Genomic DNA, 25,990 nt, shown 5'->3' with positions numbered 1-25,990 from the left:
TTTTTTCCTCATAATCCGCCACTTTTACATCTAAACAGGAGCGGTGATGGCCAACATTTCCCACAGCGTTATTCTCTCTTCCCTGCTTGCAGGCTCGTGCCTCGCGGCCGAAAATCTCGGCATTATCGGTATCGATTCGACAACGATCGACGACCGTTTCCACTCGTCCCGGACCGAGGCCTCCTCCACCTCAACCATCGACGGACAAAAAGTCGACGATTCCCACGTCGAAAATATCCAGCAGGTGCTCAATGCGATCCCCGGTATCACCACCGAAGTCAAAACCGGCGACAGCCTCAAAATCCACATTCGCGGGATCGAAAACCAGGTCTACATGGGCGAAAAACCCGGGGTTGCCGTCGTTATCGACGGGGTCCCCGTGTTTGAACGCACCGGGGCGGTCAACATCGATCTCGACAACATCGAATCGATCAAGGTGATCAAGGGGGGGGCTTCGTATCTGTTCGGCGATGACGCCCTCTCGGGAGCCGTTGTCATCACCACCAAAAGAGGGGCCAAATACAACCACAATTTTGCAGCCGTCGAGCGGGGAAGCTTCGGCTACCAGAAACTTGTCGCCCGAACGGGATATGCCAACGACGATCTGAGTTTCCATATCCAGGCAAGCGAGCGCAAGGCCGACGGGTACCATGAAGATTCCGACTACATCGCCCAGTACGTCAACGGGAAATTCCAGTATTACCTCGACGACACGAGCGACGTGACGTTCGGTCTCGAAGCTTCCAAACGGAAAAAAGATTCCCACGGAACCGTCGGGGGGCTCAGCGAAGCGCTGAACAACCCCGAAAGCGTCTACACCGGGGACATGGACAGTCGTGACTACACCCGCAAATACGACGTCGACCTTCTCAAGCTGTTTCTCACCTATTCGAAAGATTTTTCCGAAAACACCAACCTCCTGATAAACGGCTACGTCTACACCGACGACACCTATTTCTGGTCGAGCCCCCAAACGAAAAATGCCCTGGGAGCGTCGGGGACCTACACCGATGACGATTACGTTTACGACAACTATTACGAACAGGTACAGACCGGGATGAAAGGGGAATTCCGCACGGCGACGGAAACCTTCGCGACCCTGCTGGGGATCGATCTGCGGGACAACAATTACAAAAACAAGGTGCTCTACCGCGTCGCGCAACGCGTCGGCTATTTCCCCAGCTATACCTACGTATCGGCCGGAGCCGAAAACAGCAACAACGAAACCGACGAAAACGTTTACGCGCTCTACGGTGAGTACAAACACGGCCTGACCGACCGGCTCAGCGCCACGTTCAACGTCCGTTACGACGCGATCAAACTCGATTACACCGACTCGCGGAACAATCAGCTCGACAAATCGTTCGACGTTTATTCCTACCGTATCGGCAGCAACTACGACCTCGGCGACGACAACAGCCTCTTTGCGAACTACTCCACCGGTTTTCGCGCACCCACCATTTCACAGCTCTTCGCCGCGAACGTCAGCACCTACGGAAGCACCCAAAACAACCCCAACCTCCGCCCAGAACACGCCAAAAACTACGAAGCCGGGGTGCGCGGCAACTACAACGGCCTCCAATACGAAGCCTCTTTGTTCCGCATCGACCGCAAAGATTTCATCATGAAAACGGCCGGGAACTACGGGAGCGTCGACAGTACCGTCACCGACATGTGGGACAATATCGGGGGGGCGAAACACCAGGGGTTCGAACTCTCCGCCGTCTCCAAACTGGGTGACAAGTTTTCCTGTAACGTCGCCTATACCTACCTCGACGCCAAATACACCGATTACGACAATTTCGGCATCCACTTCGACGCCGACAACGATGGCCGGGTCGATACCGGCGAGGTCGCCTATTACAACGTGACGGGAAACACGATCCCCAGAACCTCCAAACACAGCCTTAACGTCATCCTCGATTACCAGCACAACGCCAACTTCAAGCTTTCGGCCGAATACACCAAACGCTCCGACTACTATGCCGACGACCTCAACCGCCTCCGCATCGACGGACAAGAAGCGCTCAACCTGCTGGCCGAATACAAGGCAAAAGCTTTCAATGTCGAATACTCCCTCTTCGCCCGCATCGACAACCTGATGGACAACCAGTATTTCAATACCGCCAGAGCCAGCAGCGACCGGGACGAAAACGACGTATTCGATTACGAAGACCTCTCGTTGACCGTCAACCCCGGCCGCGTCTACACCGCCGGTCTCTCGATCAAATTCTAAGGAGTCTGCCATGAAAAACGTTCTTTTGGCTCTCGTGCTGGGAACTTCCCTCTGGGCTTACGGCGAGGGGGTCTTATACTGGGCCCCCCACGGATGCGACACGGGCAAAGCGGCCGCCGCGGCCCACGGCGGGCATGGCAAAGGGGAAAGCGCCATGTTCGCCGCGATGAATCTCGAAGGAAACGCGACTGCCCGGCTAGTACTCCCCGATCTCTCGCTCCGGCCCCTTCGCTTCGACCGGAACACGGTAATGCTGCCTCCACCCAAAATGGGGGGATATTACGCGCTTGTAGCCGAGTCCGAATCCCCCGGAAACGTCCGCAGCGCCGTCCGGTACCTCTCGCTCTTCGGCCGTCCCGCCGACGTCTCGCCTACCCGTCTCACGGCACTGCCCAAAACCGCCCTCGAAATTATCCCCGATCCCCTGCACCGCGAGCACGACCGCTATACGGGATCGAAAACGTACCGTTTCGTCGCGATGTTCAAAGGCAAGCCCCTGACAAATGTCCCCCTTGTTTTGGAAACCCGCCGCAGCGGCGCGCAAACCTTTACGAGCGGACCCGACGGTGCGGCCGAAGTCACTCTCCCCGATGATTTTGCGAACGTCACACCCGGCCGGGGGAACAAACCTTCCGAATTTCTTTTGACCCTGCGGCACGAAGAGGGGGGAATACGCTACGTCACCACCTTTTCGATGCCCTATTCACCCAATCCGAACAACCACTGGCAATCGCAGGAATGGGGTGCCGCCGCCGCGGCACTGGGATTTTTAGGGGGACTTTTCCTCTATCGACGCAGCCGCAAAGGGGGACAAAATGGATAAATTCTTGACCGTAACGGCACTCCGCCGTGTCGTCCAACTCACCGCTTTTTTCTTTTTCGTCTACGGGGCAACCGTTTTCACGACGTTTTACACCGACGACAAGCTCACCCAGGCCCTTCCGGCCCTCTCGTGCGCCTACGACATGAAAAGCGGGGACTATTGCGCCCTCATCCCGCTTCAGCATCAGATGGATCACCGCGTCTCGACCCTCTTCACCGGCGATTCGGGAATCATGCAGGCACTCATGGGGACCGCGATTACCGTCGCTACCGTCGCCCTTTTGATCCTGATCCTCAACAAAGCGTTCTGCGGATGGCTCTGCCCTTTGGGATTCTTTCAGGAGAGCGTCGGGATGATCGGGACGAAACTGGGGATGAAACAGCTCCCCTCCCTCTCGGTCGAAACGGTGAACAAAATCCGCCCGGTCAAATGGTTCATTTTCCTTTTTCTGGTCCTTATTTTCCCTTTGCTGACGGGAATCGGGATGCTGGGGCACGAATGGGGATCGCCGTTTTGTTCCATCTGCCCCAGCCGGATCATGACGACCCTCGCGGTCGGAGACATGAATCAGCTCTACATCTCCCAGGCGGGGTGGGGGTACACCCTCCTCTCGCTGATCGCCGACTTGCTCTTTGGTCTGATGATCGCCCTCGCCCTTTTCGTACGGCAGCCGTTTTGCCGCATCTGCCCGATCCTGCCGATGCAGACCCTGTTCAAAAAAATCGGCCTGTTGCGCCTCGTCAAAAACGGCTCGTCCTACTGCGAAGGGTGTTCCAACTGCGTCAAAGCGTGTCCGATGGACATTTACGAAATCGGCAATCCGGCCGTGAACGCAAACATCACCCACACCGACTGCACCCTCTGCGGACGATGCGTCGAATTTTGTCCGCACGATGGGGTCATGAGTTTCAAATACGGCCCCGCAACGATCCTCACCTCCTCCAAAGAGTCGTTCAAAAAACGCTCTAAAATCGATAAATGGTGGAAAGGCTAAAGGGTGGAACCGCTGGCCCTTTTTTCCCTTTTCATTGTCGCCCTCTCCTATGGGGCAACGGCGTGTATGTTTTCGTGCATGCCGATCGTCTCTCCGATTCTGCTGGCGAACGGTGCAACACGCGAAGCAAGCCTCCGTGCACTGCTCCCCCTTACACTCGGGCGGATCAGCGGATACGTTTCCCTCGCTCTGGTCGCTTATGCCGGATCTTTTTTTATCAAATCGCTCATCCGCGATACGGAGTTGATGGGGTATCTGCTCGGCAGCATCACCCTCTTTATGGCATTTCGCCTTTGGATGGAGGCACGGCGCAGTGCCACATGCTGTGCCTCTGCCCCCGCAACGCCGACAAATGCCCTCTCGCTCTATCTAAGCGGGGCGCTCCTCTCCATGTCGATCTGCGCCCCGGTGGTCACGATGATGACCCTCTCCGCCGCATCGAGCACCTGGTACGGAGCACTCGCCTACGGGTTGGTCTTTGCGCTGGGGGCGAGCATCCTATGGTTTTTGTTTTTTTCGGTCGTTCTCACCAAAATTCTCCAGGAATCTTTGGTCCATTTAGGTACCTATCGTACCTTCTTGCGACATGCCGCGCCCGTTTTTTTGGCGCTGGTAGGGATCGCTATTTTTAAGGGATGGTTACACCTATGATGACAACCGCACGCAAATCGTTTGCTCTCTCGCTCGCCTTTCACGCCCTGATGGGTTCACTGGCCTTTTGGGTCCTCTCCCAGACGACGCCTCCCGCGCAACCCTCGCGGGTAGCGTTCAAGATCATGTCGTTTCAACCCGCCGAACCGCGTATCGCCGTTTCGCTGCCGCCGACCGCCTCGTCCCGGCCGATCCCGCAACCCGCGCCGCGTACACCCGCATCCCCCCCGCTGCAGCCCTCACCCAAACCCTCACCCCTCAAACCTTCGGTACAATCCCCCGCTGCGTCGGCGCCGGTAGCCGTACCCGCATCTCCCCCGGCCGTACCCCTTCCCCAGACTTCCGCCCTCTCCCGCAGCGTCGCACCGGCCGTGCCGAGCGTGCAGGTCCCCCAGGCCAAGCCCGACAACACATCCGAAAAACGGGCTTTTCTGGCCTCTTTGCGCTCTGCGATTCAAAACAATCTCCGCTACCCCTCTTCGGCCCGCCGCCGCGGTATGGAAGGGGAAGTGGGGGTACGCTTCAGCCTCAACGGCAACGGGACTCTCGGAGGGATCACCATCCTCAGCGGCGAAGCGGTTTTCCACAATGCGGTCAAAGCCGCCGTGGCATCGGCTTCGGGGATCGACATCCCCAAAAATCTCGAAGGTTCAATGCCGATGGAAATCGACCTGACCCTCGAATTCCGATTAAAAAACACGTGATCGTTAACCCGTCCAACTACATTGCATACTTTAGATTCTCTTATTAGGATCGGGGGTATCATTAATCCCATACTACAGCAAGGAGTCGACCATGCGATTGATCATGATGACGTTCGGATTGTTTACGGCGGCGGCCCTGGCCTGCGCCAACCCCTCGGGATGCGCGACGGGGTGTGCCAAAGGGGGCATTCCCCTCGTCGAAACCGTAACCTATGCGATCAACGAACTGGGACTGGAAGAAAATTCCGATATTCAGACCGCTTTGCGTCTTTACCGCAAAGAGATGCGCACCCTTACCCCGAAAGTACCCGAAGAAGCGTTCGTGGGAGGCCATTTCAACCCTGCGGCGTACATCGCCTACTCCCCCAGCGCCAAAGCGCTGCAGGCCCAGATCGATCTGTTTGAGACGATCTATCTGGTTTTGAACGACGCCCAGAAAAAAGAGTTTCCCAGACTGATGGGAATGTATCAGCACCATATCCAGTACGCCCTTCCGGCCAAAGGGGGATACGGGTGCGGCAGCAGCGGCTACGCGGCAGGGTGTGACGTTCGCTCGACGGCCAACTGCGGGACCAGGAACGTCACCCCGGCGTCACCCAAGAAACCCCTCCCCGCCAAACGCTAAGGGTCGCTGTGGTATAATCGCCCCCATTATTTAGCCCCTTGAAAAGGTTCTTGATTATGGGTCAGACTATTACCGAAAAAATATTCTCCGAGCACGTCGGTCGCCCCGTTTATGCGGGCGAAATCGTCCGTTCGCCGATCGACATGGTGATCGGGAACGACATCACAACTCCCATCTCGATCAAAGCGTTCGAAGATGCGGGGGCGACCAAACTCGCCAACCCCGACGGTTTTTCGATCGTCCTCGATCACTTCATCCCCGCCAAAGACATCGCATCGGCCAATCAGGCCCGCGTCAGCCGCGATTTCGCGAAAAAACACGGGATGAAGCACTTTTTCGACGAAAAGGACATGGGGATCGAACATGCCCTCCTCCCCGAAAAAGGGCTGGTAGTCCCCGGCGACGTGATCATCGGCGCCGATTCGCACACCTGTACCCACGGCGCACTGGGTGCCTTCTCCACCGGGATGGGTTCGACCGACCTCGCATTCGCGATGGTCACGGGGGGCAACTGGTTCAAAGTCCCCGAATCGATCAAAGTCGTCCTGAGCGGTAAACCGGGGAAATACACGACCGGAAAAGACATTATCCTCGAAGTGATCCGGATGATCGGCGTCGACGGCGCCCTCTACCGCACCCTCGAATTCACCGGCGACACGATTCGGTACCTCAGTATGGACGACCGCTTTTCGATGTGCAACATGGCCATCGAAGCGGGGGCCAAAAGCGGGATCGTCGCCTACGACGAAATCACGGCCGAATTCCTTGCGGACAAGCCGCTGGCGCGTGAACCGAAAATCCACTATTCCGACGACGACGCGATCTACGTTCAGGTACTTGAAATCGACGTGGCCAAGCTCGAGCCGGTCATTGCCTACCCGTTCCTCCCCAGCAACGGCCACAGCCTCAGCCAGGCGGTCAGCGACCACATCAAAGTCGACCAGGCCTTTATCGGCAGCTGCACCAACGGCCGCCTCAGCGACCTCAAAATCGCCGCCGAAATCCTCAAGGGCAAACGGGTCCACCCCGACGTCCGCCTCATCGTCACCCCGGGGACCCAAAGGATCTTGCGCGAAGCGACCAAGCTCGGCTACATCGACATCATCGTCGATGCGGGCGGCGTCGTCTCCAACCCCACCTGCGGCGCCTGCCTTGGGGGATACATGGGCATTCTCGGCGATAACGAAGTCGCCATCGCGACCACCAACCGCAACTTCGTCGGACGGATGGGAGCGCGCAGCTCGAAAGTTTACCTCGCCAACTCGGCCGTCGCCGCCGCTTCGGCGATCACGGGAGTCATCACCGATCCCGCCACCATCCGCTGAACGTATCTGCTATAATGGCTCCATCACTCTTGAAGGAGCCCTCACCATGCGCAACCTCATCCATCCGTTGACCGCACTGACCCTTATCGCTTCGCAGGCCCAGGCCATCGACTTCGGAGGCCTCATCCAAAGCGTCGCACCCGTCGCCCAGAGTGCCGCACCCGTTGTCGATGCCTCACTGGCGTCCAACCCGCTGATCAAAAACCTCACGACGACGCTGGGTGTCACCCCGACCCAGGCGGTCGGCGGGACGGCGGCGATCCTCAACGACGCCAAAAGTACGATGAAACCGACCGATTACGCCGCATTAACCAAACAGCTTCCCCCGCTGGGGACGATCGTCTCCGCCGCACCGGCGGTCGGAAGCGGCAGCGTCGCTTCGAAATTCAGCGCACTGGGGATGGACCCCTCGCTTATTTCCAAGTTCACCCCGCTGATTCTCGAATACATCCAAACAGGAAGCAGCCCGGGAATGGCCAAAATCGTCCAGACGGCACTGGCCGAATGATCTCCGATCTTCCGTGCGTTTTGTTTGCGGGGGGAAAAAGCTCCCGGATGGGAGAGGACAAATCACTCCTCCCCTTCGGAGACTTTTCAACCCTTGCCGAATACCAGTACCGCCGTCTGGTTTGTCTGTTCGAGCGCGTCTACCTCTCTTCCAAAGATCCCGAAAAATTCGGCTTCGGCGCACCGGTCCTTGTTGATCCTCAAGGGGCCGATTTCGCCCCGACGGCGGGGTTCGTCAGCGCATTCCGTTCCCTAAAGGACGAGCGGATCATGGCGTTAAGCGTCGACACCCCTTTTGTCGGCGAAAGCGTTTTTGAAACGCTGATCGCCGCGGACAACGGCGACTACGATGCGATCATCGCCAGAACCGTTTCGGGGAGCCATCCTCTCTGCGGCATTTACCGCCGCACCCTGCAAGAAGAGATGGAGCGGATGCTCCGCGAAGGGGACCATCGGCTGGGCAAGCTCCTGAGCACTTCGCGTACCCTCTACGTCCCTTTTACCGAGGAAGAAGCGTTCGCCAATCTCAACCATCCGCACGAATATCAGCAGGCACTTTCTCGCTTTTGCGCACCAGATAAATAAAGACCGCGAACACCAGCAGCAAAAACGCCAGCGCGGCGATAAGGGTCGATGCGTAAGGGAGGTCCTTGTAGTCGTGGATCGCGATTTTAAACACGACCAGCAGCGCCTCGATGAGGAGCGCAATGATGATCGAGACTGAAAAGTTCAACAGCGTTTTGGCATTGAACGCGTCGCTCACCTGCTGGGTTCGGGGCAGTACCTCCTGCTCGAAAATCGTTTTTCCCAGATCGTACACGGCCAACCCCAGGGTCAGCGCGATGATCGGTTTGAATACCGTATCCATCGACAGCGGTTCATCCCCGAACAGATACCCCCCGAACGTATAAAACCCGTACAATACGACGAAGACCCCGAAAAAGAGCAGTCCCCCGCCGATGACGGCATAGGAGGTGCGGTTGAGACGTTTGAATACATCGTTTTTCTCGATCAGGTCAAACCGCTCCAGCAGTTTGCGCACCCGGAAATCGAGGAACAGGTATCCGTCTCCGACGGCATACACGACGGTTACGCACAACACCCCAGTTGCCGAAGAGATGTAGGGTTCGCTGACGTAATACCCTTTTTGAAGCGCCGCTTCGTTGACCAGGTAGCCACGGTCGGCTCCGATCTCGCGATGATCCTCCCGGTCGGCATAGATATTGGGAGAGTTCTGGACAAACCCCTCGTCGCATTTGTAAATCAGCTCGAGGCTCGGAAAGGTTTTAAAAAGGCGTTGCGCCAGCTGTACGTCGAATTTTTTGAGGCTCACTTTTCCCAGAGTGGTTACAATAAATTTTTCGAACAACGGGGCATTTGCGGAATAACTTCGTACCAAATCTTGCATTGTTTTTCCCCTGTCGGTAGTGATGTCGGTTAAAAGCGAACGGATTGCCTCCGCACACAGAGGCAAAGCGCTGAATCTTGAAGAAGGAGGTATGAGGGTTTCGGAATTACGCGCTATCTTTAGCCCCACCGAAATCTCATGCTAAAACTATAACCCAATTTTAACCATCAATATGATTATTTTTTCATCAGTTTGGGATTTACCACTCTTGGCTATAATTAGATATACGCTACGACAAAGAGAAACCATGCAACTAACCCATCTTGACGAGCGCGACCGTCCCAAAATGGTCGACGTTTCGGATAAAAATACGACCGCGCGCGTTGCGGTAGCCAGCGGCCTGATCACGATGAGCCGCGAAGCGTACGATGCCGTCGTCAACCAGACGGCCAAAAAAGGGCCGGTACTCCAGACTGCGGTCATCGCGGCGATCATGGGGACGAAAAAAACGTCCGACCTGATCCCGATGTGTCATCCCCTCAACCTCAGCGGCGTCAACTGCGATATCGAGGAGCTCCCCGACCTTCCGGGATTCCGCCTGAGCGTCACGGCCAAACTCAGCGGCCAGACGGGGGTAGAGATGGAAGCCCTCACCGGAACCAGCATCGGGCTGCTGACCATCTACGATATGCTCAAAGCGATCGACAAAGGGATGGTGATCGGCCCCGTTCAACTCGAAACCAAATCAGGAGGTAAAAGTGGTGATTATCAACGAATCAACCCAAAAGCTTGAGCTCGAATACCCGTGCAACTGGCTGTATAAAATCGTTGCGCACGAACGGGCCGGAATCGAAATCGCCGCGCTGGAGATCATGGGGGAGCGCAGCTATTCCCTGACCCCTTCAAACACCAGCCGCGGCGGCAAGTACATCAGTATGAATCTCGAACTGCTCGTGCACAACGAGGACGAAAGAACCTATTTTTACGAAACGCTCAAAGCCCACCCTCACATCAAAATGGTTCTTTGACCTCGCCTGGGCGAGGCATGTGCCATCGGATTTTAATCTACAGACAGGAGTTTAGGATGAACCTCGAAACGTTTAAACGGGATATCAAAACGCGTTACCGCACCCTCGAATCGGCCGACCTCGAATCAAAAGTCTCCTCCATCGTCGCGTCCTTGCACAACGAATGGTCCGTCACGCCCGATGCCCTGTCGCTGCAGGAGATGAAAATGCTCACGGGGGCCATGATCGAAGAGGAGGGCGAGACGCTTTACCACGAACTCGAAGACCTTTTGGCCCAGAAAGAGCGCATCGAACGCCAGATCGCCCGCAAAAGCGAAGAGCTTCAGCATCTCAAATACAACCTTTTCAATGCACTCGAAAAACATTTCGGCAGTGACGAAGCCACCCTTGAACGGCTCCATCAGGTAAAAATCCAGTCGATCGACCTGCTCGAAATTCTCGAGGAGATCACCGAAAGCGCCGTCATCACGACGCTCGAAAAAGGGAGCGACATCGAAGAGACGCTCGAAGAGATCATCAAAGAGATCACCTTCGAATCGCTCAACGCCAACGTTCTCAACGCCGTCCGGATCCGGCGGATTCTCTCCAGCATCCTCCAAAGCGCGATGAGCGTCGCCGAAGCGACTCCCAACCAGGCCGATACGATTCTGCGCGGCACTCTGCGGGGTATTCACACGGCATTGATCCGATCGATCGAAAAATTCCGCCAGTACCTTCTCTACGTCCCCGAAGAGGTGAAAGCCCTTTACCGCGACGAGTACAAAACGATCGAAATCGAACTCGACAACGTCGACACCCTCTTCTCCCAGATCTTCCACGGCCTCAAAAGCCACAACAGCCCCGCATTCGTCGAAAAACTCGAACGCCTCAACGAAGAGATCACGACCGGTTCGGATGAGCTCAAACGCCTCTCGCAGGAGACGGTCGAACTGTTGCGCAGCCGTCTGGCGCGCATCAAACGGGGCGTTACGGAGCGGGGAAACAAACTGCTGCGGTCAAAATCGGCGCAGGAAGCCAAAGCGATGGGAGCGCGTGCCTGGAGCGTCGCCAAATCGGCCATGGAAGGGGCGATCAAAGGGGCCAAAGACGTTATGGAGAAAAAATAGCCGCCTGCGCTAAAGCGCGCGCGGCGCACGAAAGGGATTCACAAGAAACGATGCCTTACATATCCCGGGCAAGGGTGAACATGTTGGCATGGTTCGTCACAAAGCTGATGCAGCGGTCGCAAATCGGGTCGCCCCCCTTATAAGGATAAGGGGTCCGGCATTCGTGACACATCACCATTTCGTAATGGACCATCTGTTCGGCGCGTTCATACGCGACGCTCACCAGATCAAATCCCTCTTTTTTCGTAATCGCCTTGGGTTTGCAGATCTCCTCGCAAATACCGCATCCGATGCATTTCCCCTGACTGAAATAGATCCCCTGTTTGTCCGAAGTCGGAAAGAGCGCGTCCGTCGGGCAAAACTGGATGCAGTCGGCACAGTTGGTGCACGCATTGAAATCGATCTGTTTGTTGAAAAACAGAGGGCTGGTTTCGGCAAATTCGGTCTTTTCCAGATCGCCGACGATCTCTTTGAGAGAGTTTTTGAGCAGTACCCTCTTCAGAGGCATCTTAATGTCCGGCTGCTTGTGATGCACGATCGTCATCGCTTCGTGGGCTTCGCTCGAGTCGGCAACCGTCTCTTTGATCTTCTCAAACCCTTTACGGAATAGGGCGCGGCGCTCATTGTGTTCTTCGTTGACCTCGATGATCTCGATCCGCCGTTCATGCGCGATCGTCTCGAGAAAATGGTTCGCATCGTCAATCTTTTGCCGGATCGTTGCTTCGAGTTTCCCGTTTTCGTTCAACGGGCACGTCGCGCAGTGACTCAGATCGCACGAAGCGCTTTTGCCACCCCGCAGCGCCATCACCAGGTAGTGTTCGCTGTCGAAAACCCCCAGACACGGTGTCGAGGATTTGCATGAAACAAGATTCTCTTCCCGGTTTTTGAATCCGGCCGCAAATCCGTTGGGATCGAAACTCTCGATTTCCAGTGCTTCGGTAGGACAGCTGCCGATACATCCGGCACAGCCGACACATTCGCTTTCAAAAAGGGTCAGCTTGTTGCGAACTATGTTGAACGCCCCTTTCGGGCACAAATCGATGCAGATCCGGCAGTCGTTGTGGTAATACTCGTTGCGCAGGCAGCGCGTTCCCGTGTAGCTGAAGAGGTTGCTTTTTTGAATGAAATTGATGTTAGCCATTCGCTCCGCCTCCGCTAAGGTACTCGTAATCGGCACTTAAAAACTCAACGACAAAGTCGCAGATGTCGCGGTAAAACGGGGTGTCGGCCATATTCTTCATCCCCATCATGTACGGGACGACCCACGGGAAAAGGTGCTGCTCGAGGAACTCGAGCTGGGGCGCTTTCTCATCGCGGTAAACCAGCGTCTGCATAAAAGCGAATTCAATCGAGAGGTGATCGGGGGCCATGATCTGCGTCTGGTCCATGTTTACCTCGAACCCGTGGGTAAAATAAAACGCCATAACGGGGTTCTGAAGCCCTACAAGGGTCTCGTTTTTCGCATCCAGGACAAACGATTCGACGGGCTGGGTATTGAGGATGAACATCGAGGTATAGTCGATGTTCATCGCCTCATAAAGCGTTTCCCCGTCATTCGACTGCACCCATTCTTTTGTCTCTTCACCGATAATCTCCAAAAGCGGGTCGTTGTTTTTGAGATCATGGATAAAACGACGGTCGGGAATATCGCTCATCACGCGCGATAAAAAAGCATAAATGTAAAGGCGGTATTCGTTGTTCATCAAACATATTCCTAAAAAAGATAGCGGATTGTCTCATACGATGGCTTGCAAAGAGCCAAGAAGAATAGATTACACAAAGGATTTCCACCCCGGAGCCGGGGCGGTACAAGAGATTACAGGCATCCCTTGAAGAACGATTTTTTCGGCGGAGGAGGCGCTTTGAACTCCGTTGCCTTGATCGTGTTGGTCGCTTCGTCGAGAACGCCGACGATGACAACACCGTTTTTGTTCATACCCTCTTTGAGTTCCGAAGCTTTGAGCTTGCTCGTGTCGATGGTATAGGTTTTCCCCGTTGCGTGAACGAACAGAGCGATCGGCGCATTGGTCGTTTCGCCCGGATTGATTTTTTTGAAACATCCGTCAGATCCGCACGCGTACGTTTCGAGATAACAGTCCGCGAACGCACCCTGGGCTGCGCATGAAGGCGTTGTCATAAAGCCTTCGAACTCTTCTGGCTCGTTAGCGAACGCACTGAAAACCAGTGCGGCGCAAAGCATTGCAACTTTTTTCATTATTCTGCCTCCGCTTTGAGAGTTTTGAGATACGCGACGATATTGTCAACGGTCTCTTTATCCAAGAAACTGAAGTCGGTCATCGTTGAAACGCGTTTCCCTTTTTCAATATTGTACCAAGGTGTGTTGGCGTGTGCATTACGATTGTAACCTGGTACGACAACCGCAGACGGTTTTAAGATTGACTCGCGCAGATACGCTGCCGTCGAATACCCGCCGGCATTGTGCAGCGCAGGCCCCATGAACGATTTCGCATCGGTCGCTTCAAGCTGGTGACATCCGTTACAACCGTTCGTCATCGCCGCTTCTTTACCTTTGGCCGCATCCCCTTTGGCGTCGGTGGTCAGTTCCGCTACCATCGCCGCGTTGGGTTTTTGCCCTTCGAGGTTGATCGCAACCCATGAACTGAGGTTTTTCAGACCGTTACGCCCCATGTTCGTACCGTCCCAGACGGCAATTGATACGGGAACTGTGCCGTTCAGATTGACATACTGGTCTTTCAAAGGACGGACCAAAGATCCGTTCCATCCGCCCGGTACGTACGTCATCGCCGCACTCGACTGAACCGATTTGTCTTTGATTTCGGTCAGAGAACGGAACCCTTCGGCAACGAAAACGCGCTCGAAATCGGTGTTGGCCAGCGCAGCCACTTTGGCGTCGAAGTCGGCAAGCTCTTTGCCGAATACACCCGTTTGCTGACGGTTGATTTGCATCCCTACGTCTTTGTTCCCGTTGGGCTCATAGACTTTAGCGGTCGCTTTTTGGAGGTGCACGATAACCGGACGCCCTTCTGAACCCATCCCGATGTAAGGAAGCGGCTGGGGTTTTTTCGTGGCGGCAGCAAACTGTACCGCGAACCCGTCACTGTAGGTGTCGCTGCATTTGATCCCCTGCACATCTTTCGTTTTGTCGGCCCATTTGACCATCAACGCGATATTTTTACCGTCATGAACCGCGGCAACCTGGGCTTTTTTCGCTTTCGCTTTGGCCGTCAGTTCGTTGGCTTTTTTGTCGTTAAACTCGATCGCCGTCTGTGGGTAGAGGGTGACCGTTTCAAATTTCGCTTTTTCCCATACGGTCGCGTCGTTTACGTTCGCAACCTTGGCCGCAGTGATCAGCGGCTCGGCGGCAAGCGCCGCAGAGGCGCACACACCCAATGCGAGGATAGATGTAAGAAGCTTTTTCATTAGTGGTGTCCTCCTGCAGTGTGACCGCCGAACAGAGTCTGCGTGTGCCCTTTGGTTGTAAATTTACCTGCGATGTAGCGGGTATCTACCGGTGCCAGAGGATTGCGTTTGTTCTCTTTGGCAACCTGCTGGTAGTAGTTGTTGTCGAGGCGGAACATATCCGAATGCTGATACGCGATCAACAGATCCATCAGTTCGCTTACACCCGTCTCTTTGCGTTTTTGCATCTCTGCCTTCAACGTTTTGATCGCGCCGTGTACTTCCGGTCCGAACAGTTTTTCAAGTTCTTCGATCGGAAGACGCGTAGAACCTTCGATGATTTTACCTTCCGCATCGAATTTCGCCGGAGATTCGGTCGGAGGGATGTAGTAGACGTTCGGCTGTGTACCGTAATCACTGCGCAGTCCGAGCGCTACTTTGTACTTGTGGACCAGTTTGTAAACCTGAGACTCTTCATCATCCAGGAATCCGACGAAACGGATACGTCCGACACACTGCTGCGCACACGCCGGCGGCAGACCCTGCTCGACACGTGGGAAACAGAGAATACATTTCTCAGATTTAGAGATTTTCGGGTTGAAATAGATCTTTTTGTAAGGACATCCCGCGATACAGTAGCGGTAACCCTGACAGCGGTCGAGGTCGACGAGAACAACACCGTCTTCTTCACGTTTGAAGATCGCGTCACGCGGACATGCGCTCAAACAGCCCGGATTCGTACAGTGGTTACAGATACGGGGCAGGTAGAAGAAATAGTTGTCCTGCGGGAACATCCCGGCACCTTCGTCCTCATCCCAGTTCGGTCCCCATGTCGGAGAAACGTGCGGGTGGAACGTATGGCTGTCGGCCTGGCCGCCCATCAACGATTCGTAGTTGTAATCCCAGGGTACCCCGTAATCGGCTTCGAGGTTGGGGATGACACCCGGCTGGAGGTCGCCGGCCGCGTCGAATCCGCCGCCCAGCTCCATCCAGTTTTTGGGATAACCCGTACCCGGATAGGTTTCGACGTTATTCCAATACATATATTCACGACCGTTACGGTTCGTCCATTGCGTTTTACATGCTACGGTACATGTCTGGCACCCGATACATTTGTTCAGGTCCATTACCATTGCTAATTGTCTTTTAGACATTACTACCCCTTAATACTGTACGTCTTTAGCTTTTTCGAAGTTCACGGCCCCGTCGTATGCGTACTGGTTACCGTCCCAGAGACCACCGAATTTCAGGTGCCCCCAACCGTCAGCCATTTCGAGCAGGTTCAACGCCGTCGGAACGACCTCGTTGTGCCCTTTGTTTTTCAGATACATGTACGGTTCCCATCCGTGTTCAAGAACCAATCCGTCCGCCGGTGCGGAAGAAGAGAGTTTCGCCATCGCATAGAATTCGCCCAGGGCGTTGTAGATGCGGATGGTATCGCCGTCTTCAATTCCTTTGGCTTTTGCGACGACACGGTTGACCTGGATCGCAGGAACACCGCGCTGGAGGCGCAGAAGCGTACGGGAAGTTTTATAGTTCGAGTGGATCGACCAGCGCGCGTGCGGCGTCATGAACACGTACGGATAGTCTTTGGACTGAGGACGGATCCCTTCCATACCGGTGTTGGTCGCCGCACCCATTTTGATGAACAGCTCATGGTCGACGTAGAACGTCTGACGTCCCGAAACCGTCTCGAGGCGCTCGAATTTGTAGAGGTGGTCCTCATTCGAGTTGAACGGACGGTCAGAGTACAACGGTGAAGATTTTGCCGCTTTTTCGTTGATCAGCAAGAATCCGCCCACTTTGTACATTTTCTCCATTGTCCACGGCTCGTACTGTTCACATTTTTCCAGTGCCGCCTGAACCGCCATTTTGTCGGTTCCGAGATAGACTTCACCCGCACCTTCGGACTCGGCGTCCGTGTTGGTGAACTCTTTGTGGAAAATCGTCAGATCGTGGAAACCGGGTTTCGCAAACTTCGGATGGTCTTTGACTTTCGCTTTAGAGACGTTTTCAGGGCGGTTAGCCAGTTCTTCGAGTTTTTTCGCGAGGAACGTAAACATTGACCACTCATCCATCGCTTCACCGATGTTTTTGATGTTCGCAACCGGCTGGGCCAGGTTGGTGAAACGGTGGTAACCCGGAGACGTACGGAGGTCATACACCTCATAGTGCGATTTCGCCGGAAGCAGAATATCCGCGAACTGCGCCGCTTCGGACATGCGATAATCGACGTAAGCGTAGAACTTCGTTTTGTTCAGGAACGCTTTACGGTAGTCGCTGCCTTTGTTACGGCGGAATTTCGAGTCGGCCACGATCAGTGCACAGTCAGGCTGCCACCAAGGCTTCACCACGTTGCCGTGTTTGGAAGCCTGGTTTTTCTTGTCGTTTTCACCGTCTTTGAGCAATTCAGACAATACGGCCATGTACTCTTTTTTGCTCATGCCGTTTTGGGCACGTTTGACGTCTTCGTCACTGAAGTATTTGTCGAACGTTTCAAGTCCGTCACCGAATACGAATTCGCCGACGAAGCCCGAACCGAAACGCGGGTTGTATTTCCCGCTGAAGCCCGAAAGCGCTCCAAGGCCCGACAGGGTAAACTCATTCTCGGTATTGATACCGCCATAAGGCCCCATCCGTCCGGTCAGACCGCAGATCGACGCGATGTTCCAGATCGTCATTACGCCGTTGAAGTATTTGTTCAACGAGAATCCGGTCGTAATCTCGACCACTTTGGGGATCGCGATGTCGCGTGCCAGCTGGCGAACGGTATCCGGGTGAACCCCGGTGATCTCTTTGGTGGCTTCCGGAGCGAATTTTGCCGCCGATTTTTTCAACATTTCGAAAACCGTCGTCACTTTGCGCGTGTGTCCGTGCATGTCTTTGATCGTCCATGTTCCCTCGAGCGCAGGCACGATACCCTGCTCGTCCAGGCGGAGCGATTTGATGGCAGAGCCTTCGGTACCCGGCATCAGGGCGATACCGTTTTTCGCCGTGTTCCAGCAGTAGAACTCTTCCATGTATTTGTGATGGTCTTCATCGTTCGAAGCGTGTTCCATGTCGGAGCGGCGGAGGAATTTTTGCGTTTCGACGTCGACAAGGAACGGAAGGTCGGTAAACGACTTCATAAACTCGGGTTTGTAGAGTTTTTCGTTCAGGATGACGTTGATGACGCTCATCGCGAGGATGTTGTCGGATCCGGCTTTGATCGGGATCCACAGGTCGGATGATTTTGCCGTCGCGTTGAACTCCGGAGTAATCGTGATGATTTTCGCTCCGTTGTATTTTCCTTCCCATACGAAGTGGGCATCCGGAATACGTGAAACGGACGGGTTACCGCCCCACATTACGGCGGTATCTACGGTGTACATGAAGTCCCATGTACAACCGAGGTTACCTTCGCCGTACGCGATCGCCGCACCCGAGAACATATCCCCGAGGTAAGAAGACGGGTAAATACGGATCGCACCCAGCTGCGTCGAAAAGCGAAGTGGAGCACCGCGGCGCCCTTCGGTCAGAAGACCCGTACCGGCGTGAACCATCAGCTTGTCCGGTCCGCGTTCCGGATCGGTCAGACAGTTGAAAATCTGCTGGCACACCTCTTCGGCCGCCTCATCCCAGCTGATCCGTTTCCATTTGCCTTCGCCGCGTTCGCCGACCCGTTTCATCGGGTAGAGGATACGGTCTTTCTGATACATTACCTGTGAGTGCTGAACCCCTTTGTTACATCCGCGTGGGTTGAAGTCGGGGATTTTGGCATTGATGACCGGATAGCGCGCTGACTGGTTTTCACGGGTGACGACACCGTTGTTCGACCATACTTCCCACGCACAGTTACCCTGACAGTTGACGCAGTGGTATGCGAAACCGTGCTCTTCTTTTTTACCGTATACGAACGAAAATTCGTTGCGGTACATCTCTTCGGTGTAGCTGGTGTTCGGATAGTTGTTTTTGCCGTTTTCTACCGAAACAACGTTCGTTTTTGCAAAAAGTGAACCCTGAGAAGCCACCAACGCAGCCGTCATTCCCGATACTTTCAGGAAGTCGCGGCGGTTATTATTCATTACTTTTGTCATAGTTCTGCCTTATCGTTTAATCGGAAGGTTCATGTCGTTGCCCCAAACGTCCCAGCTTCCGGTGAAGACTTTGACGTTTTTATAGCCGAGGAGCTGAAGCGCCGTAATGTGCTCGGAGCTGCGTCCGGCACCTACGTGACAATACGCATAGATCGTTTTGTCTTTGGTAATGCCGTACTTGTCGTACACTGCCTGAAGCTCTGCCGCAGAACGGAAAGAGAGTTTTTTGTCGGCATCGGAAATCTGGCTCCACTCGATGAACGTTGCACCCGGAACGTGTCCGCCGCGGGCGACGTTATCCATTTTGCGCTCACCCATGATTTCGCTCATCCCGCGTGAATCGATGATAACGTATTTGGAATTTTTGCCGTTTTTGAGGATGTCTTCCATCGCGTGTTTGACTTCTTCTTTACCCGCGATGACGCTCCATTTGATCTTTTTGGGATCGATTTTGTATTTTTTGGGTTTGACGACTTCATCCCCTTTGACGACGAGAAGACGTTTTTCGACTTCCGCCATTTTCGCGCTCAGCGCTTTGGCCTCTTCGGATGCTTTTTTCAGCGCCGCTTCAAGCGCCGCTTTATCGGCACCCTCTTTTTTCAGCGCCTCTTTGGCCTCTTTTTCGGCTTTTTTGGCCGCTTTGAGGTCTTTGTTCAGTGCATCGTACTCTTTTTGAGCCGGATCGATCGCCATCATTGCCGCACGTCCGCCGTTAAGCACTTTCACGTTTTTATGGCCGAAGCTGTCAAAGAACGAATAAACGCCGGTGGCATTCGGACCTTTGAAGTCGTCGTACGCGATAATCGTCATATCGTTGCTGATCCCTTTGCTGCCGATGTATTTTTCGGCATCGTCGACACAGCGGTACAACGGCGCGCAGTGCATCTCTCCGTCAATTTCTGAGTGGTGAAGGTGGTGAGCGTACATCTCAACCGAACCTTTAATGTGACCGAGTTTATAAATATCTTCGTTATCACCCGATACGAACATCACTTTTGGATTACCGATCAGCTTGACCGCTTCTTCGGCAGAAATCAGGATATTTTTGTTAGCATATCCATCAGCCGCCATCGCAGCCGCTGCCGACAGTGATGCCGCAACACACAGTGTTTTTAGCAATCTGTTCATCCGTGCTCCTTGTTTTTAGTCTGCACACTCAAGCGGTGTGATTAATTACGGAATTACCGCCTCCATTATAGGTTTGGGACTCTTAATTACTGTTAAATTGCCCGTTTTCCCGCACACTCCTATTACAATATGTTACATAGTTATCACATTTTTGAGACATCCGATGACTGAGTGTTTTTTTACGTTTTCTTATACACCGCCTATCTGTTTTTTCTCTTACGCTGTTATATTAATACTTGCCATTTAATCACTTTTTGATAGTATGGCGATTAACTTTTTAGACATTTGTTATTTTCAAGGAAAGAGAATGAGCGAACTCACCGTATCCGCTGCCATTGCAGCATCCGATACCGCCAGACTGATAGAATTTTTGGAAGACAAAACGCTCCCCATCGAGCAGGTCGCCCAAATCTATGACGCCTTCAAAACCCACAAAGAGATCGTCGGGCAGGTCGCCATGAACCTATCGCTGCGTACCTCGGTCTACGAGCGCGACAAAGAATACAGCCCGCTCATGGTCGAACTGCTGATCGACATTGCTTCCAACCCCGTCGATATGGGAGCACGCTGGGCCGTAGCCAAAAACCCCCATACTCCGGTTGAAGTGCTTCGTCACCTTGCAAACGACCCCATCAACCTCGTCCGCGCCCTGGTTGCAACCAACCCCTCGACGCCCGCGGAAGTGCTTGAAAAATTCTTCAGTGACGAGAAGATCGTCCGTGACGGCCTCTCCGGCAACCCGAACACTCCGGCAAAGCTCCTCAAAGTCCTCGCGGATGACAACGATAAAATGGTACGGATGCGACTCGCCGAAAACCGCGGTGCTTCCAAAGAGGTGGTTTCCCTGCTGCTCAACGACGCCGATCCCGATGTCGCCAAAGCGGCCGAAGTCAATCTCGGAGGACGCGCGTGAGACAGCACCACGAACAGCAAAGCAAATATTTTTCGATCGAAAACCATTTTCTCAACACGTTTTTTTCCGGCTTATACCTGAGTGCCGCCGACTTTATGGCACTCGGGCGTGAAATCGGCCTCCCGATGCAGATGCACTCACGGGAAATGCTGATCAAAGAACTTTTGAACAAAGCCGACGAAAACGGCAAAATCCCGGAGGTCATCGCATCGATGAACCGCCTGATCGACGAACGGATCGCAGAGTGCCACCGCCTCAGCCTCGATTATCCCGGGGCCCGCGCGGCACTTGCGAAACTCGCCCAAAAAGCCGCAGGGAGCAAATCGCTGCTGGCCCGTGAAGTACGGGGGAATCCGTATGAACACTAAAGAACTCGAATCAGCACTCCACGCCCTCCCCTATCCCGGTCTTTCGCGCACCCTCGGAGAGCTCAAACTGATCTCGCAAGTAAAAGTCACGGACGACCGCGCAAACATCGAGCTTTTAACGGTAAGCGACGATTCCTACCTCACCGTCAAAGCGGCGATCGAGGCGGCGTTCGGCGATCGTTTCCAAACGCTTGACATCACCAAAAAAAGTACTGCGCAAAAAGACATCCACTACGGCAACAGCGCCACGCCCAACAACCGTGCCCCCTATGCGGCCAACGTCATCGCGGTTACCAGCGGCAAGGGAGGAGTCGGAAAAAGCACCGTCTGCGTCAACCTCGCCATCGCGCTTGCCCAGAAAGGGTTTAAAGTAGGTATTCTCGATGCCGACGTGTACGGCCCCAACGTTCCCCGCCTGACCAACACCGATCTGGAAAAAATCCGCTGGAACGACGACAATAAAATCGTCCCGAGCGAAAATTACGGCCTTAAAATCATGAGCGTCGCCCTCACAACCCCTACCTCGGACACTCCGCTGGTCTGGCGTTCGTCCGTTGCCGTCTCGGCACTCATCCAGTTTCTCGAAGACGTCGCATGGGGAGAACTTGATTTCCTCGTCATCGATATGCCTCCCGGAACAGGAGACATCCAGCTGACCATGGCCCAGGAGCTTCCGATTACGGCCGGTGTTATCGTCACGACGCCTCAGCTCGTCGCCAGCGACGACGTCAGCCGCGCCATACGGATGTTCCAGGACATCCACGTCCCCATCGGCGGGCTGGTCGAGAACATGAGCTATTTCATCGCCCCCGATACGGGGACACGCTATGACATCTTCGGTACGGGCGGCGGCGAGCGTCTGTCACAGCGTTACAACGTCCCTTTGCTCGGACAGATTCCGCTCAATATGGAGATTCGCGAAGGATCGGATAACGGGGAACCGCCCGTCGCCTTGGGAAACGATACGTTAAAAGGGCATTATCGGGAGATAGTGGAAAACATGCTAAAAGCGGTGAAGTTTAGAGTGTGAGTTTCTCCTGCATCGTGAGAGATGCGGAGGGCCGCACGGGACAAACATGCCCCTGCCGCCTGATGGTTATTTGAAGATCTTCTTGAGATCGTTTTCGATCGCGCCGGGAACGGTCGCAATCGTCATAAACTCGGTCATCGTCAGCAGCGGATAGCTGATCGCGATGAAATATTTCGCGCTGAGCGCTTTGGCTTTACCGTCTTCGATCAATACCGCCCACGGAAGCAATTGACCGTTCTGGGTCCCGATCTTTTTGACAAACCCTTTGGTGCGGCGATCCATGTCGACAAACGCGACGTAACGGTCATCCGAAAGTTTCACTACGGCCGTTGTCCCTTTGGCATTTTTCGCTTTGGCGACGAGATCGGCCGTTGAACCTTCGCCCACAATCATCATGTCTTCATAATAAGGCATCCCGATCATGAAATTGTATCCCGCGAGTTTGGCGAATTCCCATTTGTCGGCAGAATCTTTCAGCGGTCCGAACGCTTTTTCCAAAGCGCCAAGATTCGCGGCGGCAGCGGCGTGAGTGTACTCTTTTTGCATAAATGCTTTGCCGAAATAGACCGGGTTGGCGATGCTGATCTGCTTGCGCTCGTCATCCACCAGCAGGCGCCCGACCGCTGCAAGCCCGCGGGTTGCTTTGTCGGCGGAAGCTTTCATCTGGGCATTGGTAAACAACACCGTCGTTCCGGCATCGGCCTTGCTCGTTCCGACCACTTCAAATCCTGCGGATGCGAGTTTGGCCGTCGCATCCTCTACCGATGCGTAAGGCGCGATTTTATACGCCGCAACCTCTTTTTCTGCCGGGGCATTCCCTTCCGAAGAAGGGGAAATTCCGGCACATCCCGAAAACGCAACGACCAAAGCCGCTGAAATCAAAGAGAGGAATTTTTTCATAGCTCTTTCGCTCCGAGTTCTTTCATGATTTTCGTAATTTCGACATCAAGCGCGTTGATCGAGTCAACCATTTTCTGATCTTTGATCCCCATCACCGCGGTCCATGTAGCCAGACGCGGCATACCGATCATGATTTTGTTGGATCCTTTTTCGATGTACATGTACATCGAACACGGTGCAAACGCACCCGCATCGGGACGTCCCTGATTGAAAATCCCCTCGGAGAATTTAAAATGGCACAGCGAGTAAACCCAGTACGCATCGAAACGGCCGAACTCGATGTTCGCGTCGGTCATTGAAGCTTTGATGTCTTTGTAGCCCGCGATGATGTACTGGTTTCCTTCAAACGTCTCTTCGAATTTCCCCTGGAAATCGGCGATCGCCGTTTCCAGGCTTGCTCCGCGCTCGATCGGCAGTTCGAACGTCATCATCGGCTTTGCCGGAAGCGCGCTGTACTCGGTGTACTGCACTTTGCTTCCGATCTCTTTTTCGATCATCGCATCAAGTGCGGGGAACGTTGCGATGAATTTCGCACGAACGTCTGCATCTTTGACACCGGTGATATCAAGCATCGTCTCAGGCGTTACGTGCCCGACGTACGTTTTGTTTTCGCCCTGTTTTTTGTACACGTGCAGGTTGAAAGGACTAAACCCGCCGAGTGAAGGCTCTTTCAGCAGAAGCGGCCCGACATCGGCGTCTTTCATGACCGAAAAGAAGCCGAGGTTATCGAGGTTCGTCCCACCGTATTTGGTTTTGTACGCATCGTTGATGCGCTCATGCGGATCGGAAAGAACAAAACCGATTGTGCTGATTTTGTTGTTGACCATATCCATGTACGCTTTTTCTTTATCGCCGTCACCGACATAGAATTTGGCCCCCTGGGCACCAAAAGCCATCGAAGCGGCCAGTGAAAGTGCCGCAGCACCCATCAAAAGTTTGTTAAGCATCGTTTTCTCCTTCGTAACATCGCTTTCGTCGTTGTGATAATCCTCGGATTAAAGGGGGATATTGTATCACAAAGCCATCAAAAAACGATAATGACAATTCAACGTTTTGGACTCTAATTATCGTATGGAAAGGTGAATGGATTGTGAATCCCCCGGATGGGGGAAACGGATACTTCGATTAGAAGTTGAAGTTGAGCTGAGCGCTGATGCCCTGCTGACTGTGTTTTGTCGATGTTTTGTTGTCAGCGGTCATACCTGTCGTTGCAAACGTATCTTGTTTTTCATCCGCATAGACATACGCCAGATCGAGTGATGTCATTTTTGTGAATGCGTAGCTTCCACCTACAGTATAGTGTTTTTCAACAATACCGGGGAACCCGAGGAGGTTGAACATGTTTTTAGCGGCAGCATCGGTGCCGAACTGTTCTTTAATCGGGCTTTTCGCGTAGTTGTAACCGGCACGGAGAGCCCAGTTGTCTTGCGCATACTGGTAACCGAACATATAAACATTCTGATCGTCCCAGCCGAATGTTTTATACCCTTTTGCATCGGACCATTTAATTCTTTTGTAATCGAAGGCAAACGTATGCCCAGCCGTCGTATACGAAAGACCCGCACCGATTTCAGCAGGCTGCTCAAGGTTGTCGGCATGCCCTGCACCGCCGTTCATACCGAATTGTACCGTTGCTTTGGAAAGCTGTCCGTCGTAAACCATATCGATTGCCGATTTGTACGAAACACCCACCGTCAAGCCGTTTGTTTCATACGCCAAACCGATGTTGTAACCGGCACCGAAATCCTGAGCGACACCCTGGGTAGTACTGTCAACGCCTGCAGGTGTACGATAGTTGATATCCAATGAACCGTATTGGAGAACCGGAGCGATACCGACCGATACACCGCTGTCAGAATACGCCAATGGAACCGCAAACTGCATCAGCTGGAGATTCGTAACCATTTTATAGTTGTTGTATGTACCGCCAGTCTGTGAACGATAATCAACACCCATTCCGGCTGTACCGAACATACCGATACCCCAAGTAAAGTTTTCCGAAACTTTCTGGGCAAGAGATACTTCAGGGATCACACTCAGGTCAGCATTGCTTTTTTTGAACCCTTCACCTGTTGTCGATTCAACATCCGGCATAAAAATCGTACCGCCGAACGATACTTCTGTTCCTTTAACTGTCGAAATCAATGCAGGGTTGGTCAGAGCCGATTCAGCACCGTGACTCATACCGATACCGACACCCCCCATACCGCGTGCTTTAGCACCGGTACCGATCAGGTGGTCACCATTTGTCGCGAATGCGGATGTAGCACTAAGCGCCACAGCAGCAGCTACGGCAAGTTTGATTGAACGTTTCATCAATTCTCCTCGATAAGTTATAGATAGAGCCTTAAAGGCTCGCTCCTGACACCATTATAGGGGTGTCAAAATTAATCCAAACTTAACACGAAAATATCACACTATATTTTTTTCTTATAAAACTAATCATATTTCTAATATGACGGTTTATTAGTTTTCTAAATAGTATATTTATCGTCAAAAAGGGCCGCAATCATGTGCCGCCGTTGCATTATGGCCGGAAAAGAGGTATAGAAAGTCAAAATGTCGACTTTGGAGGAAAAAAAAGAAATGTTTAGAAAAGTAACACAGAATGTGACAAATTTGTGATGTTTGGACAAGGAAAGGATATGATCGCCAAGAGTGGAGACGTAAAAAGGTTTTCTAGGTGAATGATGTGTTTGGGAAATATCAGGTGATTGATTATTGTAGTTAGAGTTAGAATCTTGCGGCCTGGCGGCGACCTACGTTTCCACACCTGAAAGGTGCAGTATTATGAGCGAAGAGGGTCTTAGCTTCCGGGTTCGGAATGGGGCCGGGCGTTTCCCCCTC

The 25,990-nt window shown here is 53.6% G+C and carries 26 protein-coding genes and 1 rRNA gene; 15 read left to right on the top strand and 12 right to left on the bottom strand.

What is annotated here, in order from left to right:
* Nucleotides 1-46: 46 nt before the first annotated feature.
* The 9 genes from AB1763_03315 (at nt 47) to mobA (ending at nt 8,450) form a co-directional block, all read left to right on the top strand.
* A complete protein-coding gene (locus tag AB1763_03315) occupies nt 47-2,236 on the top strand; it encodes a TonB-dependent receptor (GenBank protein ID MEW5831848.1) in 2,190 nt (729 codons plus the stop codon).
* A gap of 10 nt (nt 2,237-2,246) precedes the next feature.
* Nucleotides 2,247-3,059 (top strand): hypothetical protein, encoded by an 813-nt coding sequence (locus AB1763_03310; protein ID MEW5831847.1) that lies wholly within the window; start codon nt 2,247-2,249, stop codon nt 3,057-3,059.
* A complete protein-coding gene (locus tag AB1763_03305) occupies nt 3,052-4,053 on the top strand; it encodes a 4Fe-4S binding protein (protein MEW5831846.1) in 1,002 nt (333 codons plus the stop codon). Before AB1763_03310 ends, AB1763_03305 begins: the two co-directional genes overlap by 8 nt.
* Nucleotides 4,054-4,056: 3 nt before the next feature.
* Nucleotides 4,057-4,704, top strand: coding sequence for a sulfite exporter TauE/SafE family protein (locus tag AB1763_03300; protein ID MEW5831845.1), 648 nt, complete (start codon nt 4,057-4,059; stop codon nt 4,702-4,704).
* Nucleotides 4,701-5,408: a TonB family protein gene (locus tag AB1763_03295; GenBank protein ID MEW5831844.1), complete on the top strand. Its 708-nt coding sequence runs from the start codon at nt 4,701-4,703 to the stop codon at nt 5,406-5,408. The genes AB1763_03300 and AB1763_03295 overlap by 4 nt, the downstream gene beginning before the upstream one ends.
* A gap of 91 nt (nt 5,409-5,499) precedes the next feature.
* On the top strand, nt 5,500-6,033 hold the full coding sequence (locus AB1763_03290) for a hypothetical protein (GenBank protein ID MEW5831843.1): 534 nt from the start codon (nt 5,500-5,502) through the stop codon (nt 6,031-6,033).
* Nucleotides 6,034-6,089: 56 nt separating this feature from the next.
* Entirely contained in the window at nt 6,090-7,358 is a 1,269-nt protein-coding gene (locus AB1763_03285; protein MEW5831842.1) for a 3-isopropylmalate dehydratase large subunit, read from the top strand.
* Between the two features lie 46 nt (nt 7,359-7,404).
* The gene (locus AB1763_03280) at nt 7,405-7,866 is read left to right on the top strand and encodes a DUF2780 domain-containing protein (GenBank protein MEW5831841.1); all 462 of its coding nucleotides are present in this window, start codon (nt 7,405-7,407) and stop codon (nt 7,864-7,866) included.
* Entirely contained in the window at nt 7,863-8,450 is a 588-nt protein-coding gene (mobA, locus tag AB1763_03275) for a molybdenum cofactor guanylyltransferase MobA (GenBank protein ID MEW5831840.1), read from the top strand. The genes AB1763_03280 and mobA overlap by 4 nt, the downstream gene beginning before the upstream one ends.
* Here mobA and AB1763_03270 read toward each other — a convergent pair.
* Nucleotides 8,392-9,273 carry a hypothetical protein gene (locus AB1763_03270; protein ID MEW5831839.1) on the bottom strand — a complete coding sequence of 294 codons (882 nt, stop codon included), beginning with the start codon at nt 9,271-9,273 and terminating at the stop codon, nt 8,392-8,394. The two genes, mobA and AB1763_03270, sit on opposite strands and share 59 nt — an antisense overlap.
* Before the next feature lie 247 nt (nt 9,274-9,520).
* Here AB1763_03270 and moaC point away from each other — a divergent pair, with 247 nt between their 5' ends.
* From moaC to AB1763_03255, 3 genes are read left to right on the top strand one after another with little or no spacing between them, the layout of a single operon-like run.
* Nucleotides 9,521-10,006, top strand: coding sequence for a cyclic pyranopterin monophosphate synthase MoaC (gene moaC, locus AB1763_03265; GenBank protein MEW5831838.1), 486 nt, complete (start codon nt 9,521-9,523; stop codon nt 10,004-10,006).
* The gene (locus AB1763_03260) at nt 9,972-10,241 is read left to right on the top strand and encodes a DUF493 domain-containing protein (GenBank protein MEW5831837.1); all 270 of its coding nucleotides are present in this window, start codon (nt 9,972-9,974) and stop codon (nt 10,239-10,241) included. The genes moaC and AB1763_03260 overlap by 35 nt, the downstream gene beginning before the upstream one ends.
* Before the next feature lie 56 nt (nt 10,242-10,297).
* The gene (locus AB1763_03255; GenBank protein ID MEW5831836.1) at nt 10,298-11,347 is read left to right on the top strand and encodes a DUF6781 family protein; all 1,050 of its coding nucleotides are present in this window, start codon (nt 10,298-10,300) and stop codon (nt 11,345-11,347) included.
* 55 nt (nt 11,348-11,402) lie between these two features.
* Here the strand turns inward: AB1763_03255 and AB1763_03250 are convergent, their stop codons facing one another.
* The 7 genes from AB1763_03250 to AB1763_03220 form a co-directional block, all read right to left on the bottom strand.
* On the bottom strand, nt 11,403-12,488 hold the full coding sequence (locus AB1763_03250; GenBank protein ID MEW5831835.1) for a 4Fe-4S binding protein: 1,086 nt from the start codon (nt 12,486-12,488) through the stop codon (nt 11,403-11,405).
* A complete protein-coding gene (locus tag AB1763_03245) occupies nt 12,481-13,050 on the bottom strand; it encodes a molecular chaperone TorD family protein (GenBank protein MEW5831834.1) in 570 nt (189 codons plus the stop codon). The genes AB1763_03250 and AB1763_03245 overlap by 8 nt, the downstream gene beginning before the upstream one ends.
* 113 nt (nt 13,051-13,163) lie before the next feature.
* Complete coding sequence (locus AB1763_03240; protein MEW5831833.1) at nt 13,164-13,562, bottom strand: hypothetical protein; 399 nt, start codon at nt 13,560-13,562, stop codon at nt 13,164-13,166.
* Complete coding sequence (locus AB1763_03235) at nt 13,562-14,749, bottom strand: ethylbenzene dehydrogenase-related protein (protein ID MEW5831832.1); 1,188 nt, start codon at nt 14,747-14,749, stop codon at nt 13,562-13,564. Before AB1763_03235 ends, AB1763_03240 begins: the two co-directional genes overlap by 1 nt.
* Nucleotides 14,749-15,882 carry a 4Fe-4S dicluster domain-containing protein gene (locus AB1763_03230; GenBank protein ID MEW5831831.1) on the bottom strand — a complete coding sequence of 378 codons (1,134 nt, stop codon included), beginning with the start codon at nt 15,880-15,882 and terminating at the stop codon, nt 14,749-14,751. The genes AB1763_03235 and AB1763_03230 overlap by 1 nt, the downstream gene beginning before the upstream one ends.
* A 9-nt stretch (nt 15,883-15,891) precedes the next feature.
* The gene (locus AB1763_03225; GenBank protein MEW5831830.1) at nt 15,892-18,804 is read right to left on the bottom strand and encodes a molybdopterin-dependent oxidoreductase; all 2,913 of its coding nucleotides are present in this window, start codon (nt 18,802-18,804) and stop codon (nt 15,892-15,894) included.
* A 9-nt stretch (nt 18,805-18,813) separates the two neighbouring features.
* Entirely contained in the window at nt 18,814-19,932 is a 1,119-nt protein-coding gene (locus AB1763_03220) for a rhodanese-like domain-containing protein (protein MEW5831829.1), read from the bottom strand.
* Nucleotides 19,933-20,239: 307 nt separating this feature from the next.
* Between AB1763_03220 and AB1763_03215 the strand changes: the two genes are divergently transcribed.
* The 3 genes from AB1763_03215 to AB1763_03205 are packed head-to-tail and all read left to right on the top strand — an operon-like array spanning nt 20,240 to nt 22,243.
* Nucleotides 20,240-20,845, top strand: coding sequence for a hypothetical protein (locus AB1763_03215; GenBank protein ID MEW5831828.1), 606 nt, complete (start codon nt 20,240-20,242; stop codon nt 20,843-20,845).
* A complete protein-coding gene (locus tag AB1763_03210; protein MEW5831827.1) occupies nt 20,842-21,213 on the top strand; it encodes a hypothetical protein in 372 nt (123 codons plus the stop codon). Before AB1763_03215 ends, AB1763_03210 begins: the two co-directional genes overlap by 4 nt.
* Nucleotides 21,203-22,243, top strand: coding sequence for an Mrp/NBP35 family ATP-binding protein (locus AB1763_03205; protein MEW5831826.1), 1,041 nt, complete (start codon nt 21,203-21,205; stop codon nt 22,241-22,243). The genes AB1763_03210 and AB1763_03205 overlap by 11 nt, the downstream gene beginning before the upstream one ends.
* 66 nt (nt 22,244-22,309) lie before the next feature.
* Here AB1763_03205 and AB1763_03200 read toward each other — a convergent pair whose 3' ends face one another.
* The 4 genes from AB1763_03200 to rrf all read right to left on the bottom strand — a co-directional run.
* Nucleotides 22,310-23,143: a hypothetical protein gene (locus tag AB1763_03200; protein ID MEW5831825.1), complete on the bottom strand. Its 834-nt coding sequence runs from the start codon at nt 23,141-23,143 to the stop codon at nt 22,310-22,312.
* Nucleotides 23,140-24,090, bottom strand: coding sequence for a hypothetical protein (locus AB1763_03195; protein ID MEW5831824.1), 951 nt, complete (start codon nt 24,088-24,090; stop codon nt 23,140-23,142). The genes AB1763_03200 and AB1763_03195 overlap by 4 nt, the downstream gene beginning before the upstream one ends.
* 178 nt (nt 24,091-24,268) lie before the next feature.
* Nucleotides 24,269-25,459 carry an outer membrane protein transport protein gene (locus AB1763_03190; GenBank protein MEW5831823.1) on the bottom strand — a complete coding sequence of 397 codons (1,191 nt, stop codon included), beginning with the start codon at nt 25,457-25,459 and terminating at the stop codon, nt 24,269-24,271.
* A 430-nt stretch (nt 25,460-25,889) separates the two neighbouring features.
* Nucleotides 25,890-25,990: ribosomal RNA gene (rrf, locus tag AB1763_03185) — 5S ribosomal RNA — on the bottom strand; the annotation flags it as partial.

This window comes from Campylobacterota bacterium, from assembly GCA_040752835.1.
Lineage (GTDB): Bacteria > Campylobacterota > Campylobacteria > Campylobacterales > Sulfurimonadaceae > Sulfuricurvum.
This window is presented reverse-complemented; position numbering and strand designations above follow the sequence as displayed.

Coding starts and splice junctions, on each gene's coding strand:
- AB1763_03195 (MEW5831824.1), bottom strand. CDS start 24,090: ATGCTTAACAAACTTTTGATGGGTGCTGCGGCACTTTCACTGGCCGCT.
- AB1763_03310 (MEW5831847.1), top strand. CDS start 2,247: ATGAAAAACGTTCTTTTGGCTCTCGTGCTGGGAACTTCCCTCTGGGCT.
- AB1763_03295 (MEW5831844.1), top strand. CDS start 4,701: ATGATGACAACCGCACGCAAATCGTTTGCTCTCTCGCTCGCCTTTCAC.
- AB1763_03220 (MEW5831829.1), bottom strand. CDS start 19,932: ATGAACAGATTGCTAAAAACACTGTGTGTTGCGGCATCACTGTCGGCA.
- AB1763_03245 (MEW5831834.1), bottom strand. CDS start 13,050: ATGAACAACGAATACCGCCTTTACATTTATGCTTTTTTATCGCGCGTG.
- moaC (MEW5831838.1), top strand. CDS start 9,521: ATGCAACTAACCCATCTTGACGAGCGCGACCGTCCCAAAATGGTCGAC.
- AB1763_03290 (MEW5831843.1), top strand. CDS start 5,500: ATGCGATTGATCATGATGACGTTCGGATTGTTTACGGCGGCGGCCCTG.
- mobA (MEW5831840.1), top strand. CDS start 7,863: ATGATCTCCGATCTTCCGTGCGTTTTGTTTGCGGGGGGAAAAAGCTCC.
- AB1763_03235 (MEW5831832.1), bottom strand. CDS start 14,749: ATGAAAAAGCTTCTTACATCTATCCTCGCATTGGGTGTGTGCGCCTCT.
- AB1763_03190 (MEW5831823.1), bottom strand. CDS start 25,459: ATGAAACGTTCAATCAAACTTGCCGTAGCTGCTGCTGTGGCGCTTAGT.
- AB1763_03285 (MEW5831842.1), top strand. CDS start 6,090: ATGGGTCAGACTATTACCGAAAAAATATTCTCCGAGCACGTCGGTCGC.
- AB1763_03240 (MEW5831833.1), bottom strand. CDS start 13,562: ATGAAAAAAGTTGCAATGCTTTGCGCCGCACTGGTTTTCAGTGCGTTC.
- AB1763_03200 (MEW5831825.1), bottom strand. CDS start 23,143: ATGAAAAAATTCCTCTCTTTGATTTCAGCGGCTTTGGTCGTTGCGTTT.
- AB1763_03315 (MEW5831848.1), top strand. CDS start 47: ATGGCCAACATTTCCCACAGCGTTATTCTCTCTTCCCTGCTTGCAGGC.
- AB1763_03280 (MEW5831841.1), top strand. CDS start 7,405: ATGCGCAACCTCATCCATCCGTTGACCGCACTGACCCTTATCGCTTCG.
- AB1763_03250 (MEW5831835.1), bottom strand. CDS start 12,488: ATGGCTAACATCAATTTCATTCAAAAAAGCAACCTCTTCAGCTACACG.
- AB1763_03215 (MEW5831828.1), top strand. CDS start 20,240: ATGAGCGAACTCACCGTATCCGCTGCCATTGCAGCATCCGATACCGCC.
- AB1763_03255 (MEW5831836.1), top strand. CDS start 10,298: ATGAACCTCGAAACGTTTAAACGGGATATCAAAACGCGTTACCGCACC.
- AB1763_03225 (MEW5831830.1), bottom strand. CDS start 18,804: ATGACAAAAGTAATGAATAATAACCGCCGCGACTTCCTGAAAGTATCG.
- AB1763_03305 (MEW5831846.1), top strand. CDS start 3,052: ATGGATAAATTCTTGACCGTAACGGCACTCCGCCGTGTCGTCCAACTC.
- AB1763_03270 (MEW5831839.1), bottom strand. CDS start 9,273: ATGCAAGATTTGGTACGAAGTTATTCCGCAAATGCCCCGTTGTTCGAA.
- AB1763_03230 (MEW5831831.1), bottom strand. CDS start 15,882: ATGTCTAAAAGACAATTAGCAATGGTAATGGACCTGAACAAATGTATC.
- AB1763_03205 (MEW5831826.1), top strand. CDS start 21,203: ATGAACACTAAAGAACTCGAATCAGCACTCCACGCCCTCCCCTATCCC.